17 protein-coding genes are annotated in these 21,336 nt (G+C 54.4%); 4 read left to right on the top strand and 13 right to left on the bottom strand.

Going from position 1 to position 21,336, the window contains the following annotated elements; genetic code table 11:
• Positions 1 to 556: 556 nt before the first annotated feature.
• Both BBOH_RS03350 and BBOH_RS03355 read left to right on the top strand, forming a co-directional pair.
• A complete protein-coding gene (locus BBOH_RS03350; protein WP_033521301.1) occupies positions 557 to 2,155 on the top strand; it encodes an aminopeptidase P family protein in 1,599 nt (532 codons plus the stop codon).
• A 211-nt stretch (positions 2,156 to 2,366) separates the two neighbouring features.
• Positions 2,367 to 2,888 (top strand): NUDIX hydrolase, encoded by a 522-nt coding sequence (locus BBOH_RS03355; protein WP_033521302.1) that lies wholly within the window; start codon positions 2,367 to 2,369, stop codon positions 2,886 to 2,888.
• A gap of 17 nt (positions 2,889 to 2,905) precedes the next feature.
• Here BBOH_RS03355 and BBOH_RS03360 read toward each other — a convergent pair whose 3' ends face one another.
• Both BBOH_RS03360 and BBOH_RS03365 read right to left on the bottom strand, forming a co-directional pair.
• Positions 2,906 to 3,517, bottom strand: a complete 612-nt coding sequence (locus tag BBOH_RS03360; protein ID WP_033521370.1) for an ECF transporter S component — start codon at positions 3,515 to 3,517, stop codon at positions 2,906 to 2,908.
• 455 nt (positions 3,518 to 3,972) lie between these two features.
• The gene (locus BBOH_RS03365) at positions 3,973 to 5,193 is read right to left on the bottom strand and encodes an ROK family protein (RefSeq protein WP_033521303.1); all 1,221 of its coding nucleotides are present in this window, start codon (positions 5,191 to 5,193) and stop codon (positions 3,973 to 3,975) included.
• Positions 5,194 to 5,354: 161 nt separating this feature from the next.
• Between BBOH_RS03365 and BBOH_RS03370 the strand changes: the two genes are divergently transcribed.
• Complete coding sequence (locus BBOH_RS03370; RefSeq protein WP_044098186.1) at positions 5,355 to 6,878, top strand: xylulokinase; 1,524 nt, start codon at positions 5,355 to 5,357, stop codon at positions 6,876 to 6,878.
• A gap of 172 nt (positions 6,879 to 7,050) precedes the next feature.
• On the opposite strand, the gene BBOH_RS03375 is transcribed toward BBOH_RS03370, so the two are convergent.
• The 4 genes from BBOH_RS03375 to BBOH_RS03390 form a co-directional block, all read right to left on the bottom strand.
• The gene (locus BBOH_RS03375; protein ID WP_033521372.1) at positions 7,051 to 7,668 is read right to left on the bottom strand and encodes a TetR/AcrR family transcriptional regulator; all 618 of its coding nucleotides are present in this window, start codon (positions 7,666 to 7,668) and stop codon (positions 7,051 to 7,053) included.
• 101 nt (positions 7,669 to 7,769) lie between these two features.
• The gene (locus BBOH_RS03380; protein WP_033521304.1) at positions 7,770 to 8,600 is read right to left on the bottom strand and encodes a carbohydrate ABC transporter permease; all 831 of its coding nucleotides are present in this window, start codon (positions 8,598 to 8,600) and stop codon (positions 7,770 to 7,772) included.
• 1 nt (position 8,601) lies between these two features.
• Positions 8,602 to 9,573, bottom strand: coding sequence for a carbohydrate ABC transporter permease (locus tag BBOH_RS03385; RefSeq protein ID WP_202805398.1), 972 nt, complete (start codon positions 9,571 to 9,573; stop codon positions 8,602 to 8,604).
• 90 nt (positions 9,574 to 9,663) lie between these two features.
• Positions 9,664 to 10,968 carry an ABC transporter substrate-binding protein gene (locus tag BBOH_RS03390; protein ID WP_033521306.1) on the bottom strand — a complete coding sequence of 435 codons (1,305 nt, stop codon included), beginning with the start codon at positions 10,966 to 10,968 and terminating at the stop codon, positions 9,664 to 9,666.
• Positions 10,969 to 11,174: 206 nt separating this feature from the next.
• On the opposite strand from BBOH_RS03390, the gene BBOH_RS03395 reads away from it, so the two are divergent.
• Positions 11,175 to 13,127 carry a right-handed parallel beta-helix repeat-containing protein gene (locus tag BBOH_RS03395; protein ID WP_081930310.1) on the top strand — a complete coding sequence of 651 codons (1,953 nt, stop codon included), beginning with the start codon at positions 11,175 to 11,177 and terminating at the stop codon, positions 13,125 to 13,127.
• 223 nt (positions 13,128 to 13,350) lie between these two features.
• On the opposite strand, the gene BBOH_RS03400 is transcribed toward BBOH_RS03395, so the two are convergent.
• From BBOH_RS03400 to BBOH_RS03435, 7 genes are all read right to left on the bottom strand, one after another.
• Positions 13,351 to 13,998, bottom strand: coding sequence for a sugar O-acetyltransferase (locus tag BBOH_RS03400; RefSeq protein ID WP_033521307.1), 648 nt, complete (start codon positions 13,996 to 13,998; stop codon positions 13,351 to 13,353).
• Between the two features lie 35 nt (positions 13,999 to 14,033).
• Positions 14,034 to 14,327, bottom strand: coding sequence for a hypothetical protein (locus BBOH_RS03405; protein ID WP_033521308.1), 294 nt, complete (start codon positions 14,325 to 14,327; stop codon positions 14,034 to 14,036).
• A 218-nt stretch (positions 14,328 to 14,545) separates the two neighbouring features.
• Positions 14,546 to 15,781 carry a multiple monosaccharide ABC transporter permease gene (gene mmsB, locus BBOH_RS03410; RefSeq protein ID WP_033521309.1) on the bottom strand — a complete coding sequence of 412 codons (1,236 nt, stop codon included), beginning with the start codon at positions 15,779 to 15,781 and terminating at the stop codon, positions 14,546 to 14,548.
• Positions 15,782 to 15,831: 50 nt separating this feature from the next.
• Complete coding sequence (locus tag BBOH_RS03415) at positions 15,832 to 17,370, bottom strand: sugar ABC transporter ATP-binding protein (RefSeq protein ID WP_033521374.1); 1,539 nt, start codon at positions 17,368 to 17,370, stop codon at positions 15,832 to 15,834.
• A gap of 120 nt (positions 17,371 to 17,490) precedes the next feature.
• On the bottom strand, positions 17,491 to 18,597 hold the full coding sequence (locus BBOH_RS03420; protein ID WP_033521310.1) for a substrate-binding domain-containing protein: 1,107 nt from the start codon (positions 18,595 to 18,597) through the stop codon (positions 17,491 to 17,493).
• Between the two features lie 288 nt (positions 18,598 to 18,885).
• Positions 18,886 to 20,229, bottom strand: coding sequence for a xylose isomerase (xylA, locus tag BBOH_RS03430; protein ID WP_033521312.1), 1,344 nt, complete (start codon positions 20,227 to 20,229; stop codon positions 18,886 to 18,888).
• Positions 20,230 to 20,578: 349 nt separating this feature from the next.
• The gene (locus BBOH_RS03435) at positions 20,579 to 21,214 is read right to left on the bottom strand and encodes an NAD(P)H-dependent oxidoreductase (protein WP_052118163.1); all 636 of its coding nucleotides are present in this window, start codon (positions 21,212 to 21,214) and stop codon (positions 20,579 to 20,581) included.
• Between the last annotated feature and the right edge of the window lie 122 nt (positions 21,215 to 21,336).

Consider the following 21,336-nt stretch of genomic DNA (forward strand, 5'->3'; position numbering starts at 1 on the left):
CCAGCTACAAATCAATGAAACATAGGGCCAAACCAATCATGAGCATAAGCACGAGTAGCGCAACCGCAAGAATTATTACCAAGACGGTCGGTTTTGTGTCTGCGGGAGTCATCACTACGACGAATACACCGGCAGCTCCGATTCCCAAGAGCAAACCAGCAGCGAAATACAATATCGATTATCGACGATGAAACACCATCAGCAGCACAGACCACACAATGCCAGTAGCAAGTTGGCCTAGAAAAACATTTAAAAGCCCTTTTCCGTCAGACTCCGTCACCAGCCACATCAACACTCCCCCATCATCAATCTTTCGCTGGCGATTCAGCTAGCATCGAGTCCACCCCGCCCCGATCACAGCGCCGGCTACAAAACCGGCAATGCCACTGTTCCAACCCCGGGGCAAGCGATGCCGATTATACACGATTTGCACACCACATCAATACATTATCAGCGTCCGCGTCCGACAGCGAATGAACACGTCAGCGATTTATGCAGGCCATATCACTAGAATAAGTGTCGCAACCAGCTTTATAACGTTGATTCAGGAGAGGACATGGCTCGAAAAGTGACCGAAAAAGACAAGCAATACGAAGCCGAGGAGATGTCCGCGGCACCGGGCGCGGAGCAGCCGATGAGCGACAGGATCAACAACCGCACGTTGCGTCCGACCACATCCAGGAAATTCGCGGAATTCATGAAGTCCGGTTGGGACAATCAGGAACCGGACATCGAGCCTCTGGAATCCAGCAAATTCACCCCTGACAGACTCAAGGCGCTGGGGGCGCGGTTCCCCGGCGAGCGCATCGTCATTCCCGCCGGGCAACCCAAGACGCGCAACAACGACGACGACTATGCCTTCCGCCCCAATACCGAATTCTCCTATTACACCGGACTCGGTCAGGACTATGAGGCCGGAGCGGTGCTCGTGCTCAACCCCATCGATCCCGAAAGCAACGAAGCCAAGGCGGGCATGACCCACACCCCGGTGCTGTTCGTCACCCCCCGTGCCGACAACAGCACCGAGGCCTACTACGCCGACGCCCATTATGGCGAATACTGGGTGGGGCCGCGAGCGGGCCTCAAGGAACTCAAAGCGATGACCGGCATTGAAACGCACGACATCGCACAGCTGTCCGACGCCCTTGGCAAAGATGTAGGCACCGAGGAGGGGGCCGTGAAGTTGCGGGTCGTGCGCGAGGCCGACCAGGCAATCACGAACGAGGTCGAAGCGGTACGTGAAGCCAATGGATTCCCCGATCCGAACACCAACGAAAAGGCCGACGACGAACTGGAGGAGTTTGCCTCTACCGCCCGCATGCTTAAAGACTCCTATGAAATTGGTGAGATACGCAAGGCCGTCAATGCCACCAAGCGTGGATTCGACAGAATCCTTACCCGTCTGCCTGAAACCATCGGCCAGCCGCGCAGCGAGCGCATGCTCGAAGGCGCCTTCACCAGCGTCTCGCGCGAGGAAGGCAACACCGTCGGCTATGACACCATCGTCGCCTCAGGCGAGCACGCGCCCATCCTGCACTGGATGCGCAACACCGGTGTCGTGGGTCACGGCGAGCTGCTGTTGATCGACGCGGGCATCGAGGTCGACAGCCTCTATACCGCCGATATCACCCGCACCTTCCCGGTGGACGGCAAGTTCACGCCGTTGCAGAAGAAACTCTATCAGGCCGTGCTCGACTCGCAGCAGGCCGGCTTCGACGTGGCGCAGGTGGGTGCCACCTATTCCGACATCCACCATGCCTGCATGCGCGTAATCGCCGAGCGGCTGCACGAGTGGGGCATTCTGCCGGTCGACGTGGAGGAGTCGCTCTCCCCCGAAGGCCAGCAGCACCGGCGTTGGATCGCCTGCGGCGTGGCGCACCATCTCGGCCTGGACGTGCACGACTGCGCTCAAGCCCGCTACGAATCGTATCAGGGCGCGAAAATCACCCCGGGCATGGTCTTCACCATCGAACCGGGGCTGTACTTCGCCAAGAACGACCTCTTGATTCCGGCCGAACTACGCGGCATCGGCATCCGAATCGAGGACGACGTGCTGATGACCGAAAACGGCCCTGAATGGATCTCTTCGGGCATTCCCAAGCAGATTGACGAAGTCGAGGAGTGGATGGCGCAGCGCGCGACCGCCAGGAACTGACTCCACCGAATTGCGGGCTCCGATAATGCGGGAGGACCTAAGCGCAACGTTCAAGGGACTCGAGGCCCGTGCGGTCAGAGCAACGCTTGAATATCGCTATTTCGACCTTCCGCACTCGCATGTAATAGTTGAACGAAAACCGATTCCGCGTTGAAACTGCGAAGTTGTCGATGACACGAACATAGACAGGGACTGCGCACAGGAGGACGTAATGACTACACCTACATTCATCGTCGAACTGCGCAAAAAGATCGGACATGACCTGTTATGGCTCAACGGAGTTACGGGACTTGTGCTGGACGGCCAGGGTCGAATCCTTTTGGGGCAGCGCGCGGACACCGAGCAGTGGGCCTTGGTTTACGGCATCAACGAACCGGGCGAACAGCCGGCAGATACCGTTGTACGCGAAATCAAGGAGGAGACCGGCATAGACGCCGAAGTCACCGATCTGGTGGCGGTGGTCTCCTCTTCCGAAATCATCACCTACGCCAACGGCGACAGAACGCAGTACATGGACCATTCGTTTTTGTGTCAGCTGAAGCCGGGCGGCAACGCCGAGCCGTTCGTGGGCGACGACGAAAGTCTTTCGGTTGGTTGGTTCAGCCCGGACGCACTGCCCCACCCACTGGCCGCCAGCACCATCGAACGCTTGAAAATCTTCGATCAATACCGATCCGACAAAACCGCAGGCGACCCGCACGCCTTATTCATGTCAAACGGACGGCTTTACTGAACGAGCCGGCACTCCCCTCACACCCTACGCACGGCACGTCCGGATGCGAAATGGTCGAGGGCGCCGGTCTTGGCGATGGCCCGGTAAAGAAACCAACTCATCACTCCGGCGATCAGAACGCCGCCGATCAACTCGCACGCCATGTGCGTGATGCCGCGCGGGCTGAGGAAAGCCACGCCCTGGAATTGAAACAGCATCAGATACACGCCGTATTCCAACGATGTGAGCAGCCCGGAAACAATGGAAAGACCAAGATTATATTTACGGTAACGCGACAGCGCGAAGGGCAGTTCGGTGAAAATACTTTGCATCAGAGCGGATATGACGACGAAGCTGAGATCATACTGGTTGCCGAACAGGGTTTCCGTCAGACTGCCGATCACGTTGACGTATACCGCCGCCCCAGGCTTACGGATAATCAGCATTGCCAGAGGACCGGAGAAGTACCAGAATGCGTGGAGCAGGCTGGCGACACCGGGCAGCACGGCCTTGAGGATAGGAGAAACCCATACGTAGGCAAAGTTGAAACCCCAAAAGATGACGCCGCATGCGACGCCCAGAGCGGCTCCGACGGCGATATCTGCCGCACGCCAACGCAGGCTGCGCACCACACGGATCGCAGGCGTCATGGTGGCGGATGCGCGCCTGTAGGAATCATGTTGATTATCTGAATCCGGGGCAGAGCTTGCCATGCGTGAACCTATCTCTCAAACCGTACACAGTATTGACTCATACATCAAGCGTCCCTTGACCTGCACGGTTCGGGCGGAGACGCCGACGCATATGGCCACCCTACCACGCAGTCCGTTGGGCACGCCGTATCCGCGCTATCGGCACAATTTATATCCCGCATCACGCAACAAGTCCATCCCACCATCCGTTTGAACTTGATACCCCTTGTTTTTGGGTTAGATGGGTAACTTACTACGTCCGATACACGATAGCCATCAACGAGAATGACGGAACTCCGAGACCTTGGCATGCATCCAACTGCAGAGTTGACCAACAAAGCTCCCGCACAATGAAATATCGCCCCCCCCCATATTGACCTCATCGGGTTCGCAGTTTGCGCATTACGGTGTTTTTATTCCTCAATAAACGGCAGTGGAACATCGATGAACTGGCGCAAACCGACTTGGGCCGCACCCAGCAGAGCCGGACGACCGTTGACATCAGACAGCAGAACCCTGGGACGAACCTTCGGATAGCTCAGAATCTGCGACTCAAGCTCGTCCTGAAGCCGTGAAGCCAGCTCTTGGCCGAACCTCTCCAAGATTCCGCCTAAAATCACCGTGTCGATATCGAGGATGTTGATGGCCGAGGAAATTGCCGAGCCCAGCGCCCGGATCGCACGATCCACAGCCTCAACGGTACGCTTGTCCCCGGCATTCCAGCGGGCAAGCAGCTCATCGACAGCCTCGATACGCGTGGCCCCTTCATTGCTGGCCACCCCCGCGGATTCGACAAGCGCCTGTCGACCGGCGTAAGCCTCAAGGCAGCCGTGTCGGCCGCATGCACACAAAGGACCATCAAGCGAGACCGAAACATGCCCCAACTCTCCCGCAAAGCCGTGGTCACCCGATTCTACGCGGCCGCGCCGCACCAACGCTCCGCCGATACCGATATCGGTGGAAACGTAGAGGAACGAATCCGATGGCGCCACGATGCCATCATCACGCCGCTGTGTGGCATAGCCGGGAATCTGTGCAAGACCTGCCATGTTCGCCTCGTTGCCCGCTTTCACGTTCAGCCGCGAGACCAGAGGAAAGCGCTTAATGTCAATTCGTCGCCAACCCAGATTTCTAGCGGAAAGCAACTGCTCGTCGTCAGTGACGAGTCCGGGCAAGGCAAGTCCGGTCCCGGCAATCTCGAGACCACGCTCTCCGACCACTCGTTCAGCTTCCAACGCCAGACCGTCAAGCCGACCGAAAACCTCGTCCGGATCACTGCCTCCCATCGCCTCAGCGACCCAGCGCTCACAGACCACAGACCCGTCGACACCGAGCACGATGACCCCGAATCCATCGGTATTGACCTGTAAACCCAGACCACAGAACCGTTCCCCAGAGATGCTTAAGGGCGTACTTGGCCGCCCGTGCGTGGCATAGGAGGCAGGTGCCCCTTCTTTGACGGCACGCGCTTTGACGAGCATGGGAACCAGCAGTGACATCGTCGCCTTCGTAAGCCCGGTACGTTTGGCCAGATCCGCGCGACTCATGGGTTGCGGCGACCGCAACAACGTGTTGAGCACTACAGAAAGATTGTGATTGCGCAAATCGTCCTGATTGATGCTGGTTAATGCCATGTATCGCCTTGCCTTTCGTTACCCCCAACTCTATCAGGCGGTATACGAGTTCGAGAAACTTGAAATAGTTTATTCGTTTAACTAATATAATGGGTACAAAGACGATAGAGATACCGTGATTCATCACAACGTAGTACATGAAAGGCATTGAGGGCTTCACCATGAACGCACAGCACTCCCAGAACCCGCAACCCAATGAACGTGTCCTCGTGGCCGGAATCGACACTTCCACGCAATCCACGAAGGTTCGCGTCACCGATGCCGCAACCGGAGAACTGGTCCGTTTAGGCCAAGCAAAACATCCGGACGGCACAAGCGTCGACCCGGAATGCTGGTGGCTGGCCTTTCATTCGGCCGCCGAAGCGGCAGGCGGACTTGGCGACGTGAAAGCCCTCTCCGTCGGCGGCCAGCAACATGGCATGGTGCTTCTGGATTCGCGTGGACGGGTGATCCGCGACGCGTTGCTCTGGAACGACACACGTTCGGCTCCACAGGCCGAATCCCTCATTGAACGGCTCGGCCGAATTGAACCGGTGACTGCGGAGGAACCAGAGGACGTTGTCCAGCGCGGACGCCAGCGCTGGGTGAAGGCCGTCGGCTCCTCCCCCGTTGCCTCGTACACTCTGACCAAACTTGCCTGGGTGGCCGAAAACGAACCGGAGAACGCGGAGCGCATCGCCGCGGTGTGCCTGCCTCACGATTGGCTCAGCTGGCGCATCGCCGGATTCGGACCGGTCGAAGAAGGTCAGGACGCCCATCTTGAAGCCCTGTTCACCGATCGTTCCGACGCTTCCGGCACCAGCTACTATGACGCCGCCGCCGACCAGTACCGCCCCGACCTCATTGACATGGCCATTGGACGGCACGACGTCATTCTGCCGAAAGTGCTCGGTCCTCGCGAGGCGGCCCACGTCAAAGCCTCGCCGGAAATCGCCGGAGCGAATGTGGCAGGGGGCTGCCTGATTGGACCGGGGGGCGGCGACAACGCGATGGCCTCGTTGGGACTTGGCATGAACGTCGGCGACGTAAGCATTTCTCTCGGAACGTCAGGCGTAGCCGCGGCCGTGGCCGAAAAGCCGGTCTACGACCTGACCGGCGCGGTCTCGGGCTTTGCCGACTGCACCGGTCATTTTTTGCCTTTGGCCTGCACCATCAACGGCTCACGCATTCTGGATGCAGGACGCAGCGCGCTCGGAGTGGATTACGAAGAACTGGGCAGGCTCGCTCTGCAAAGCGAGCCCGGCGCCGGCGGTCTGACGCTCGTTCCATATTTCGACGGCGAGCGCACGCCGAACCGGCCGGACGCCAAGGCCACCCTGACGGGTATGACGCTGGCGAACACCACGCGGCAGAACTTCGCTCGCGCATTCGTCGAGGGACTGCTGTGCTCCCAACGAGACTGTCTGGAATTGATCAAACGGCTGGGCGCAAGCGTCAACCGCATTCTGCTCATTGGCGGCGGATCCAAGTCCGAAGCCGTGCGCATCCTTGCGCCCGCAATCCTGGGCATGCCGGTCAGCAGACCAGCCACCGACGAATATGTGGCCATTGGCGCCGCCCGCCAGGCCGCTTGGGTGCTTGACGGCGGAGTCGAACCGCCGGCTTGGGATTTGTCAATCGACGGCACCGAAACCGCCGAACCGACGCCTGATGTCTACAAGGCATACGAAAGGGCGCGCGGATGAAGGATATGGGGGGGGGGAGGTGTATGCAGTTGCGCTGTCATTCCCACACATATTCACGAGTCCGACAACATCGACGCAGCTCTACACCTTTGAAAAGCGGCAAGTTGGATGTTGTGAGTCCGGTCAATGAAACGACCAGCCCGGCACACAACATTCAATCCGCCAGTCGCGACTATCTACTGGGCAGGATGAGCTCGAGAATCTTGCGCCATTCCTCTACGAAATCCATGCCATCGATATCGTGCAGCCAACGAAATTGCAACCCATCCATCGCGGCCAAAACCTGACGAGCCGTCTCGGCCGGATCCTCGGCGCCATCACGCTCACAGGCCATGGTGTACTCATGTAGAACACGTCGTTCTCGGTTGAGGAAGAACTCATGTGCCGGGTGATGTTCGTTGAGAGACTCCGCCTGAAGCAACGTATATAGCCGCACAAACTCCGTACGCTTGGCGTTCACCTTAGCCGTCGCGATAGTCAGGTCTCTGATACCAACCGGATACTTTGTACCGATGACGGCAATTTCATTCAGAGGTTCATCAATATTCAACTGTTTCGCTATGTCACTGCTGACAAGCAAATCATTGTATTTGACCACTTCACTGAGCAGTTTTTCCTTCGAGCCGAAATGGTAGAGCACCCCCGCCTCGGTGATGTGCTCGGCCTCGGCCACATCACGTATGGTAAGTCCCCAGAAACCATAATTCGAGATCAGAGAACTGGCCGTACGCAATATGCTCAGCCTGCGTTCATCTTTGGTCATTTTTTGTGAGGAGTTATGCCGAGGCATACGTTCACCTTTCATCGTTATTCACTCCATGATAGTCCGACGCACACTACAACGGGAACATATGACGATATGACACATGTTCCCGTTGGACAACCGATGGACTACTTGGTGAACCCGGCAGTCAAACCCGCCACCATCTGTCTTCTACCGACGACATATGCCACCAGAATCGGGAGCACGGAAATCACCACAGCCGCCAATATGCCTGGCACATCAACGGTAAATTGACCTTGGAACTGCCACAACGACAAAGGAATCACACGATTGTTTGCACTCTGTGTCAGGATAAGCGGGAAGAGGAACCCATTCCATACGTTCAACGCGTCGTAAATCGACACTGTTATAAGCGCGGGCTTGACCATTGGAATAGCCAAACGCCACATGATCGAGAACTCGGAGGCACCGTCAACCTCCATCGCCTCGAACAATGAAGACGGGATATCTCGCAGGAAATTTACGAGAATCATCACCGTAATCGGAATGACGAAAGCCGCCGACGGCAAGATCAGCGCCCATAAAGTGTCATATAAACCGATCTTCACAATGATGTAATAGATGGGCACGATGGTGGCCTGCATTGGAATGGCGAGACCTGCAACAATCAGTTTGTAGGCTCGACGCGACCACGCATCCACCCGGCGCACAATCAAATAGGCCGCAGGAATCGTAACCGCGAGGATAAGCACTACAGTGGCAACAGTCACGATGATGGAATTTCGAACATAAAGCAGAAAGTCATTCTGGAACACGCGCTGGTAAGCTGAGAATGTTACATGCCTAGGTATAGATAGCGGATTATCATTGAAAATCTCCATCTGATCACGCAATGAAGTCACCACGATGTAATAGATAGGAACAACAACGACCAGCAACCAAAGCCATCCGAGCAGACCACCGATGACGTTATAGCGCTTATGACCAATGGTAATCATGTCACACACCCTCCATTTGACTTTCCATTTTGTCCGTTCCCGAGAGTTTGTTCAGCAGCTGAGAGACAACGATGCCAAGCACCAGGATGACTACTCCGACCACACTGGCCCCACCCATGTCATAGCTGCTGAATCCTCGAATATACATGTCCAAAGGCAGTATTCTCGTCGAGTTTGCAGGCCCTCCCCCGGTCATTACATACACCAAGTCGAAATAAGTAAGCGAACCGACAATCATGAGTGTGGAATCCGTGGCGAAAGTATATTTCAACTGCGGCAAGGTGATGGAAAAGAACTGGCGCATTTCTCCTGCGCCATCAATCTTTGCGGCTTCGTACAGACTCGTTGGAATCTGACGCACCGCTCCCTGATAGAGCAAAGAATGCAGCGGGATGAAGCACCACGAGACCACAAGGATCAATACCCACAAAGCCGTTTTAGGGTTACCCAAAAAATTTTGTTGAAGCCACGGGAGCCCAAATGCCTTGCCGATTCCATATTGGGGGTCAAGCAAGTTCTTGAACGAAATGGCCACTGCCGTAGAGGAAAACAGCAAAGGCAAAAAGAAGAAAACCGCCAACACCGCACGATACCGCTGCGAACCGGCCATAAAGACCCCCAACAAAACGGACATGACCGTCTGTAGCAGCCAACTGACCACGGTCAATACCAGCGTCAGCTTCAATCCGTTGAAGACCAGCGGATCTGACAGCATTCGCTTCCAGTTGCCCAGCCCATTCCACGTAATGGCGCCAAGACCATCCCAATTCATGAGCGAAAGCACCACCACCCCGATCAGAGGTACAACCGCAAAAACTCCGAACAAAACAAGGGCCGGAACCGCGTACCACATCGATGGCCCCTTCGCCACCTGAGTGCGGTTTCCGGCCAAACGCCTAGCTGGAACCCCTTTGCGAAGTCTGCAAATCGACTTCCTTGGACTATTGCCGTCCATTTGATTAGTATGTTTCATGTCTTTTCCTCGCCACCGCCCCCAACCGGCCGTTCGGGCAATAAACGTCACAAGGCATCCGCCACAGGAACGGCCATAGGGAGACGATCATCACCTGATGGTCGCGTTCATCTTTTCAACGAACTGATCCGGGGTCTGGGACATAAGGAAGACCTGTTCCAGATTGTTGAGCACAGCCTCGGCTTGGTCGGTTGGCAAGGATTGGTCCCACGAAAGACGGAATGCCGGGGTGTTGGCCATTGACTGGTACACCCACGAATAGAATCCCATCTTGCCATCGGCGGCCTTGACTTTAGAGTCAATATTCTTGACTGGCGGCACCGCACCTATTTTCAACAGGTCACTGACCATAGTGTCGTCATAAGTCGTGTTTTTCAGGAAGGCGACAGCGCTTTTCTGCTGCTTGGACCTGGCTTTCGCGGAGACAGACCAGTAGTTGGTGAGATTACCGGTCAGATCTTTCGAATCTCCCTTACCGCCCTCGACCACAGGGAATGGGGCGAAAGCGAACTGACTGGTGCTGAAATCCTTAGAAAGCGATTTGAAGTCAGGAAATGCCCATGAACCCATCAGCTCCATACCAGCGCCGCCATTGACCACCATCGAAATGTCCTTACGGTCATCAGCCGTCATTGACGTGTACACATTGCCGAAAGCACCTGCCTTGACCAAATCTTGGATCATGCCCATAGCCTTTTTCACAGACGGATCGCTCCATGCGCCCTTCTTGCCTTCGACTACGTTGTTGAAAACCTCAGGCCCTCCGATGCGATCGACCAAGTACGCGGCCCACATCAGATAAGGCCACTGACTGCCACCTGCCAACGCGATCGGTGTTTTTCCTGAAGCTTTTATCTTCATGACAGCGTCAAGCAGATCGTCCCATGTCTTCGGCACCTCATTAACTCCAGCATCCGTCAACACTTTTTTGTTCACATAGAGCACCACTGGTTGAACGCCCTGAGTTGGCACGGCATACAGTTTTCCATCGACATATCCGGCTTGCGCCACAGAATCAAAGACTTTCGACTTGACCGTCGATTCAAGATCCGAGGTCAGATCCGTAATCTGATTTGATTTCACGTATTCACGGAGCGTCGCGCCGCCCCATCCATAAATCAACGTAGGGGCATTGCCTGCGCCTACTGAAGTACGGATCTTCTTTTTATAGGAGTCATTCGCGAAGTACTCCGTATCGATCCTCTGATCCGCATGCCTGCTGTTCCAGCGCTCTACAGCCTGTTTGGTAGGGGCGAAATTGCTGTCACTGATGCCCCACATCGTCGCTTCATCACCGGATGCCGCAACGGACGAAGTCGATGCGCCACACGCGGCCGTTCCCGTCAACATCGCCGCCGAAAGAGCCAGCACGGCGATTCTCCTGAAACTTTTCATAGTACTCCTCCTCGAGTTAGAACCAGACATCATGATCTATTACCAACATGCACTCTCTATGAGTACGGGACTGATTATATACTTAATGATTACTAAGTGCAAATTACTCAGTGAATGCTGTACAATAATTAACTGTCAAAAAATCGTCAAAGCCGAATGCGCTGCTGAGCGGCTACAACGAAGTAAAACATCGAAAGGACACCCACATGTCATCGACAAACACGACCCATACGACGCTGCATGTTGCAGCCCAGGCCCCGCAAGGCGGGGATGGATCTGAAGCCCGCCCCCTCAACCGCATCCAGCAGGCGGCCGACATCGCGACCGCCGGCGACACCGTGGTCGTACACGAAGGCATATACCGGGAAAACGTAAATCCAAAACACGCGGGCACCAACATCGAACGCATCACCTACACGGCCGCTCCCAACGAACATGTGACGATTGCCGGTTCTGAAATCGCCACGAACTGGCAATCCGATGGACAAGGCATATGGCATGTTGAAATACCCAACACACGTTTCGGAGAATTCAACCCGTATGCTGAGCCCCTGGAAGGAGATTGGCTAATCGCTCCAAAAACATGGAAACCAACCTTAGGCGAGATATACATCAACGGATCGTCAATGTATCAAGCAAGCTCATATGACGAAATGCTCACAGCCAAACCACGCACAACCGGACTCGGACCTGAATGGGTCACGATTCCCACACCCATCAAAGCCCCAGAAAAGACCATTTATCAGTGGCATGCCCAAGTCGATGAAACAAAGACCACAATTTGGGCTAATTTCCATGACATTGACCCCAACCATGAGTGCATCGAATACAACGTTCGCAAAACCTGTTTCTACCCGGACCAGACCGGTATCGGCTACATCACCGTACGCGGTTTCGAACTACGACAGGCGGCCTGCCCGTGGGCCCCGCCGACAGCCGACCAACCCGGACTAATCGGTCCGCATTGGAGCAAAGGCTGGATCATCGAAGACAATGACATCCATGACGCGAGATGTAGCGCTGTAAGCCTCGGGAAGGAATACTCCACCGGTCAAAATGAATCATATTTCATCAAAGACAAACCGGGTTACCAATACCAGCTTGAAGGCGTGTTCCGTGCCCGTCATATTGGTTGGGATAAAGACACGATCGGCTCCCATATCGTAAGAAACAACACCATACACGACTGTGGACAAAACGGGATAGTCGGCAACATGGGCGGCGTGTTCTCTACTATCGAACACAACAAAATATATAATATAGGCACCAAATACGAGTACTTCGGCTACGAAATCGCTGGCATCAAGTTGCATGCGGCAATAGACGTACGTATCGTCAATAACGACATCCATGACTGTGCTTTGGGTACATGGCTCGATTGGCAGGCTCAAGGCACGCGAGTGAGTCGCAACATATATCGCAGCAATGATCGCGATTTCATGATCGAGGTGACGCACGGACCTTGCCTGTTTGACAACAACATCTTTGCATCGCCCTACAACTTCGACAACGTGGCACAAGGCAGCGCCTTCGTGCATAATTTGTTCGCCGGCTCCACACGCAAGATAACCGTGCCCGACAGGTTCACCCCCTACCATTTGCCGCATTCAACCACACTTCTAGGCACAGCGCCAGTATATGGCAACGACGACAGGCTTTTGCAGAACGTCTTTACCGCCGCCCGAACGATTCCGGACACCCAAACCCGTGGCACCGAGATTTACGACGGGGCTACCGAGGACATGAGCGAATATATTGATGAGGTCATGAAACTAGGTGGAGGTGATGTGGATGTCTATGAACAAGTCACACAACCGGCCTACGTAGAAGGCAACGCATATTTTAATGGCACAAAGCATTATAATCGCGAGGCGCACAGCTTTAGCAGTTCTCACAGTCTTGGACTGTCCTTCGAAGAACACGACGATGGCGGTCTTTGGTGCTCGTATGACGTACCCGAAACACCGGAAGTGCCGACATGCCTGATCGACTCAGTACGATTGGGAACACCGCGAATCACAAAGGAAGCTTACGAAAACCCTGACGGGACGCCACTCTGCATCAATCAGGACATCACCGGAAGCCCTCGTGACACACAGCCCGCCCCGGGACCGTTCATGAATTTAAGTACTGGAAAGCACATCATCAAGGTGTTCTAAAAATTGCAAACTTTTTGGTAACAATAAATAAGAACACTGTCTGTAACTGAGAATCGGGGGCAACCCACAAAGAACTGCCATCGATTCTCAGTCACAGACAGAAACATCAGGGGCGAATAAAACAGTTAATTGAAGGAGCCTTCCCTTCAACCGATGGCGTTCGGCGTTGTAAGCACTTAGGTACCGGCATGACCAACCAGGACGATCGGACTATAAGTCATGTCTACGCGGCGGCATCTCCTATAGCGGCCGCATACTGCTCCGGAGTCCAATCCTCGGGAACCACTCCAATAGCATGGCATGGGTTGCCTACAGCCACACTGTTCCGGGGAATGTCACCGACAACGACAGATCCGGCACCTATAACGGAGCCATCGCCGATGGTCACTCCAGGGCACACCACCACATTGCCACCAAGCCACACATTATCGCCAACGGCGACATCAGCATTGCGCTGCCAACCCTCCAACCTCGGTTTGGCAGGCACGGCATGATTAGGCGTATAAATACTGCACCTCGGTCCGATCAGACAGTTGGAGCCGATTGAAATCGAACCTCCCCCGACAATCAAAAAATCCATGTTGATGAACGTACCGTCGCCTATTTCCAACCCCAGCCCGTAATCCAAACGGATCGGCGGGCGAAAATCCACTCCCTCGCCAGCGGCTGGCACCAATTCACGAAACAGACGCATGGCCTCCTGGGGATTGTCAAAATATATTCGATTGATTCTGTCACAAGTCGATTGAGCCTGCCAGGTGAGCCGTGGAAGAATCTCGGACTTACGATATTGCAGCCACTCCTGCGCGAACAATCGCTCCACGTCCAAGTATCTGCGTCTCAACTGATTCACTTCGTCACTATCCGACATAGACCCTCTCTCCTTTCGACCGCACCGCTGTTGCTTCATTTCCGCGAATCGCTCTTTTGCCGGGTTTCACCGGCTCTGTCTTCTTTACTTGGACGACTTTTTTCAAACATGTCGACTTCCTTGACGTTTCCATGACGACCAACACGCCATAATCGCCATGCTCCTACAGCGAAATAGATAGTTGCGGAAAAGATGCATACGGCCAAAAATATGGTTGAACCCACAAACAGCGAACCGTCTTTTTGCGATTGATAAATCAAATCCACCAACCAGAGGGCACCACCCACCGCCCCGACGGCATAAAACCTTTCCCGGACAACGTTATTCACAGCTCCTCCTTGGTTACAAATCAACAAATCGCCTCGCAATGCACCCCGCTTCAGCAATCCAAAACTCAAATACGCCAAGCGGGAGCAGACAACAACCAAAATATCTACTCCCGCCCATTGCTCTAACTTGCAGGCACAATTCCGCGAATCACATCAACGTGCCGGGAAGGTGCATGTGGAAAGTCCTCAACGGAGCAGCGCTGCAAGCCTCAATCAACTCAACCCTTCTTCTTTTTGCTGACCAGATCGTAGGCAACCGCCGCAATGACAACCAGACCCTTGATGGTCTTGACGATGGCCGCATCCGCGCCCATAATCGAAAGACCTTGGTTCAACACACCCATGATCAAGGCACCAACCATCGCACCCGGGATGGTGCCCACACCGCCGGCAACCGCGGCGCCTCCGATGAAGCAGGCAGCGATGGCGTCCATTTCGAATTCCATACCTGTTGAAGCAGTGGCGGAGGCGAGGCGAGAAAGGGTGATGATGGCGGCCACAGCCGTAAGGAATCCCATATTCAAGAAAATCTTGAAATCAACCATCTTGGTATCGATTCCTGAAAGGACGGCCGCCTTGCGGTTGCCGCCCACCGCATAAATGTCACGTCCAAACACCATTCGATTGAGCACAAACCAGTATACCGCAACAAGCACACCGATGATAACGAGCACGATTGGAATACCGCCAACATTTGCATTACCGGAAGTCGCAAACAGATAAGTCACGAATCCGATGCCAAGAACCGCCAATATGCACTTCAATGCAATCCAAGCGGTAGGCTCCACCAAGGTTCCGTTTTTGATGGCCCGGCTGCGCTTGCGGATCTGCATCCAGATGACCAAAGCCATAGCCAAAACACCGACCACGATGGTCAATCCGTCGAACGGTCCCCAGAATCCGAGTATATTGGGCAGATAATCCTTCGCTATGGCGCGGAACGGCTCAGACTGCAATGGAATGGACTCACCGGCCACTACCGTAGCCAGACCTCGGAAAATCAGCATGCCACCAAGTGTGGTAACGAATGCGGGCACACCCACATACGCGATCCAGAATCCGTGCCAGCAACCGATCAGCAGTCCGATGACGATCATGAACAGAATGGCAACCATCCAATTCATGCCCCAGTTTTTCATGGCGAAAGCTCCCACCCCACCAATGAAAGCGACCACTGAACCCACCGACAGGTCGATATGGGTACCGATGATGATCATCAGCATACCGATGGCGGCAATCAAAACGTAAGCGTTTTGTTGGAAGAGCGCGACTACATTGTTCGGGTATAGCAGCCTGCCCCCAGTCAGAATCTGGAAGATGATAATCACCAGGACAAGAGCCAAATAAATGCCGTATGAACGAACGTTGCCAAGGAGCAGATTTTTGACCGAAGCCGTCTTCGGAACCTGATCGTTACTGTTTTTAAGCGCTTCCTGCGCTTGTGCTGAAGCCATAATTGCTTTTCCTTTCTTAAGCCTTATCAGACACACTCATGACGCGTGGCTCAGGCGAACGTCTCGCTAAAACCCATGCGCTGAGAGCCGGTCATGTAACGCATAAGCTCTTCTTGATTGGTGCCTTCGACATCACGACAGGCCGTGATGACACCCTGGCTCATGGTGTAAATACGATCGCAAATGCCCAGCAGTTCAGGCAGCTCCGAGGAGATGATCACCACCGCACTGCCACTGTCCGCCAGTTGATCGATGATCTCGTATATCTCGTATTTTGCACCCACATCGATACCTCTGGTGGGTTCGTCAAGTATCAGCACTTTGGGACTGGCCGACACCCATTTTGCCAGCACGACCTTTTGCTGGTTACCGCCTGAAAGATTGCCCGCAGGCACATCAATCGAAGGAGCCTTAATACGAAACTCACTACGGTATTTCTCAGCGATCCGCACTTCTCGGTTCCGATCAATCACTCCGTAATGACTCAAGGCCTTAAAGTTCGCCATCGAAGTATTTTCTTTGATGCTGGCCAACAAATTCAGCCCATACACCTTTCTGTCTTCGGTCGCATACGCGAAGCCATGATCGATAGCGGCACCCACATTGGGGAACTTTACCTCCTCTCCTTCCACGAATAGTTTTCCGGTAGCACCAGTACCGTACTGACGACCGAATATGCTCATGGCCGTTTCGGTTCTTCCGGCCCCCACCAGCCCGGCAAGGCCGACAATCTCTCCAGCGCGCACGTTGAAGCTCACATCATTGGCAATCAGCCGGTCTTCATCGAGAGGATGATGCACTTTCCAATGTTCCACCCTGAAGATTTCCTTCCCGATTGTGGAGGCGTGCATCGGATATCGATTGGTCAGCGACCGGCCAACCATGTCACGAATCAACGCATCCTGGTCAAGCGGGTGCTGGGCATTAATATCAAAATGAGATATGGTGTGCCCGTCCCGAATCACCTGAACCTTGTCCGCCGATTCGGCAATCTCATTCAGTTTGTGCGAAATGATGATGGAGGTGATACCCTGCTCGCGACGCAGACGATCGATCAGCTGCAACAGCTTCTCGGAATCCTCATCGTTCAAAGCGGCTGTAGGTTCATCCAGAATCAACAGTTTTACATTTTTGGTCAATGCCTTGGCGATCTCGACCAACTGTTGTTTACCTACTCCGATATTGGAAATAAGCGTGTCCGGATTTTCATCGAGCCCAACCGCATCCATTACCGATTTGGCCACTCTGCGCTGCTCGCGATCGTCAACGAAGATTCCTTTTTTGATGGGATTACCCAAGAATATGTTTTGTGCGATGGTCATATAAGGCACCAACGCCAACTCTTGGTGGATAATGACAATACCAAGTTTTTCCGAATCGCGAATCGTTTTAAATTGGCAGGTCCGACCATCATAAACAATGTCACCTTCATAGGAACCATAAGGATAAACCCCTGAAAGCACATTCATCATCGTTGATTTTCCGGCGCCGTTTTCACCACACAAGGAAAAGATCTCTCCCCTGTTCACACTGATGTTGACATCCTCAAGCGCCGTAACCGGTCCAAAACGCTTGGTGATGTGCCTCATCTCAAGAATCACGTCCTGTTGATTAGGCAAAATTACTCCTTCATAGATTTCTGATATTCATGAAGTGCGGCGCATGGGCATGAAAGCACGACCATGCACCGCACCCTTCAGCGACAACCATTACAAACCGGCATCCTTGGCGGTGATGTAACCCGAGTCAACCAGTTCCTTTTTGGCGTTGTCCTTATCAACTGAGACTGGCATAAGCAACGCCGAAGGAACCTTCTTCTTACCGTTGTCAAATGTGTCCTTAAGGTCGGGCTTCCTGCCATCTACCAATTGCTTGATCAGCTGGGCTGTGGCCTTTGCCAACTGACGTGTGTCTTTGTAAACAGTCATGGACTGCTTGCCTTCGATAATCGCGCGGACATTGGCTTTCTCGGCGTCCTGACCAGTAATGACCGGGAAATAATTCCAACCGGCACCTTCAACGGCGTTTACCGTCCCTAGGGCGATGGCATCGTTCGGAGCAAGCACCGCGTCAAGATGCGTACCATTGTTGTAGAAGGAGTTGATACGGTTCTCCATCTCAGCCTGGCCTTTTTGACGATCCCAGTCGTCAATGCCGATGGATTGCCAGTCATTTAAAGACTTGGGCACTTTGCCGGATTTGGATTGCAGCACTCCGGACTTAAAGTAAGGTTCAAGCACACTCCACGCGCCCTCATAGTAATACTTCGCGTTGTTATCGGCAGGTGAACCGGACATGAGCTCCACGTTGAACGGACCCTTCTTGCCGTCTTTGAGGCCAAGCTTTCGTTCAATATATTCGCCCTGTTGCCTACCGACCTCCGTCAGAGAGAACGTGGTGTAGTAATCCACCGCATTGGTGTTCATGATCAGCCGGTCATAAGCGATGATTTTCGCACCGTTGGACTGCGCCTGCTCGGCGGCCGCACCCGTGGCGGTACCATCGATGGAAGCTATCACCATGTAGTTTGCACCTTGGTTCGCCATGTTCTGGATCTGCGACGATTGCAAGTCTGTCTTACCGTCGGCATACTGCAATGTAACCTTATACCCATAGCTCTCGAGTTGCTTTTTCAGGTTGGCGCCATCAATCTGCCAACGTTCAAGTTGCTGCTCAGGCATGGAGATTCCGACACTCACTTGGCCTTTGCCGTCAGAGCCTGCCCCAATACCGGTTCTGGCTCCACCGCATGCCCCGACAGGCAGGATCATGGTCGCAGCCGCAGCGATTGCAACGGCTTTCATCGGTTTTCTCATATTGGATTCCTCTCTTCTTTGAAGGAACTACTGGTAATTACAGAAAACTGCACAACATCCTTAAGGTCTTGCGAGGTCAGAGGGCTCGTCACTATATAATAAAATGATTTTACTAAAAAGAACGCTTTTACCCGCATCTTCGTCAAGTCAAGGGCGCTGAGCAATAAGATCTTGACCCGCCGGAAAACAACGTCGCTCAGACCGGCATACCATTTCAAGAGCTCCGCGCACCCCGCACAAAGCGAGGCGCACGAAGCAAACACCACAATAGGGCATGAAGCCCGTCTTTTACTCGCTCAAAGCCTCGATCATGTAGTTATTGATCGTGGCCTTCACGGACTCAAGATGATCGGACTTGGTGGCGGCGATCAGCTCGCTCTGCGGCTTGTCGATCGCGTATTCCTCAAGGCTTGCGAGCGTGGCAGTGCCGTCCTCGACGGTCTTGCCGATACCGGAGTCGAAGGAGCCGTAACGATTGGACACCAGATCCTCGATGTAGTGGTCCTCATGCATCTTCGCGGCGACCAGCAGACCGGCGGCGAAGGAGTCCATGCCCGCGACATGCGAACGGAACAGATCCTCAGCATCGAAGGAGCTACGGCGTGGCTTCGCGTCGAAGTTCAGGCCGCCATGAGGGCCGATCTGGCCTTCGTCCAAGACCTCCCACATGACAGCAGTGGTCTCGTACAGGTCGGTCGGGAACTCGTCCATGTCCCAGCCGATCAGCTTGTCGCCCTGGTTGGCGTCAAGCGATCCAAGCACACCGGCGTCACGTGCGACACGGATCTCGTGCTGGTAGGTATGGGTGGCCAGGTTGGCGTGGTTGCCTTCCAGGTTCAGACGGAAGGTGCCCATCAGGTCGTTCTTCTGCAGGAACGAGATGGCGGTGGAGGCGTCGAAGTCATACTGCAGCATGCAAGGCTCCTTGGCCTTCGGCTCGATGAGGAACTGCGCGTCCATACCGATTTCCTTGGCGTAATCCACGCACATATGGAAGAAGTCGGCCATATGGTCCTTTTCGCGCGCCATGTCGGTGTTCCACAGGTTCTCGTAGCCCTCGCGGCCACCCCAGAACACGTAGTTCTCGGCCCCCAGGCGCTTGCCGATCTCAAGGCTGTGCTTGAGCTGAGCCGCGGAATAGGCGAATATGTCGGCGAACGGCGAAGTGGAGGCGCCGTCGACGAAGCGGGGGTTGGTGAACAGTGAGGAGGTGTTCCACAACAGCTTGACGCCGGTGGACTTCATGTTCTCCTCGATCTTGTCGACCACCTTATCCAGGTTGGCGTTGGTCTCACGGAGGGTGTCACCCTCCGGAGCGATGTCGCGGTCATGGAAGCAGAAGTACTCGACGCCGAGCTTCTGGAACAACTCAAAGGCGTAATCGACCTTCGCCAGCGACTGATCCATCGGATCGGTGTACTTATAATATGGGCGATGGGCGGTACCATCACCGAACGGGTCGACCAGCTGCTGATCGAAGGTGTGCCACCAAGCCACGCCGAAACGCAGCCAGTCCTTCATCTTCTTGCCGGCCACGACACGGTCGGCGTCGTAGTAATGGAAGGCCAAACCCTCGCCCGGGCCCTTGTCGTGCCCAACGTACTCGATTTTGTCAACGTCCCACAGTCCCATGGGTGCTCCTTCGCTAACCAATTCCTTCATTGTCCGGACGAGTCCCTACTCGTCGCTAGGTGACATGATAGACGATTCCGACTCACTTTGTCAAATCAATTAATTATATAGGATACGCGACATCACCTTTGCACTGCACCTACATATCGCCAATAGACCGCAAAAGCGCCGACGAGGTTAATCCAGCTAACACGAAGGGCAACCAAGCGACCCAACGCCCCCCCCCGCCAATCCCAAGACCCATCGTTCGAACCTTGGATAACGGCCATCACCGCCCCCCAGCGCAAACGCACGATGCCGTTCAATGCTTTTAACGCCCGGCAAACAAACCATCCATAACGAGATCTGCCTACCAGCGGTCACCCTCACTGCCCGAAATACCAGCCGAAGGTCTACGCCGAACGCCCGAAAGCACCAAAGCGCCCAGCTCGCTGGCCGCACGCAACTCTCGGTCTATCAGTTCCTGGGTGTCGAACGCATCCTTGGTGGCCATGATGCTCGTCGGAGTCGGCACCGCCCGGAAAAACGCAAACAGTCCACGCATGACCACATCGGGAACCATTGCGTGACGATCCGAGCCGCCGGTCGCGCACAATACCACAGGCATGTTCGTGATCGTATCCTGCTCGACAATATCCCAGAATTCTTTGAACAAGCCGGAATACGAAGCCTTGTAGATGGGCGAAGCGACGATCAGCGCGTCACTGTTGACCACCCGGTCGATCATGGACGAAAGACCGCCATCGGGATTGAACGTGAGCGACGCATCCGCGATTTGGCGGGCATATTCCTTCAGATTCACGGTTTCAACGGCTACTTCCTTGCCGTATCCATGCAGACATTCGACCACTTTTTCAGCGACTTCCGTCGCCAAACGCAAGGTGTTTGAAGGTTCGGATATGCCTGCACTCACAATCGTAATATGATACTGGCGAGGCTTGGTATCCGCCTTTGCGGCCAGAGTGACGATATCTGTCTGTTCCATACTCAACCCCTTAAACGCAGCTCATGATCCATCCGCTCCGCGCGACCTCCGTAAGGCCACACAACCACTTCGAGACGAACCCCTTCCCTCTGGACAATGTAGCACGAACCCGTACACCGACG

The sequence above is a fragment of the Bifidobacterium bohemicum DSM 22767 genome (genome assembly GCF_000741525.1).
Classification (GTDB): Bacteria; Actinomycetota; Actinomycetes; order Actinomycetales; family Bifidobacteriaceae; genus Bifidobacterium; species Bifidobacterium bohemicum.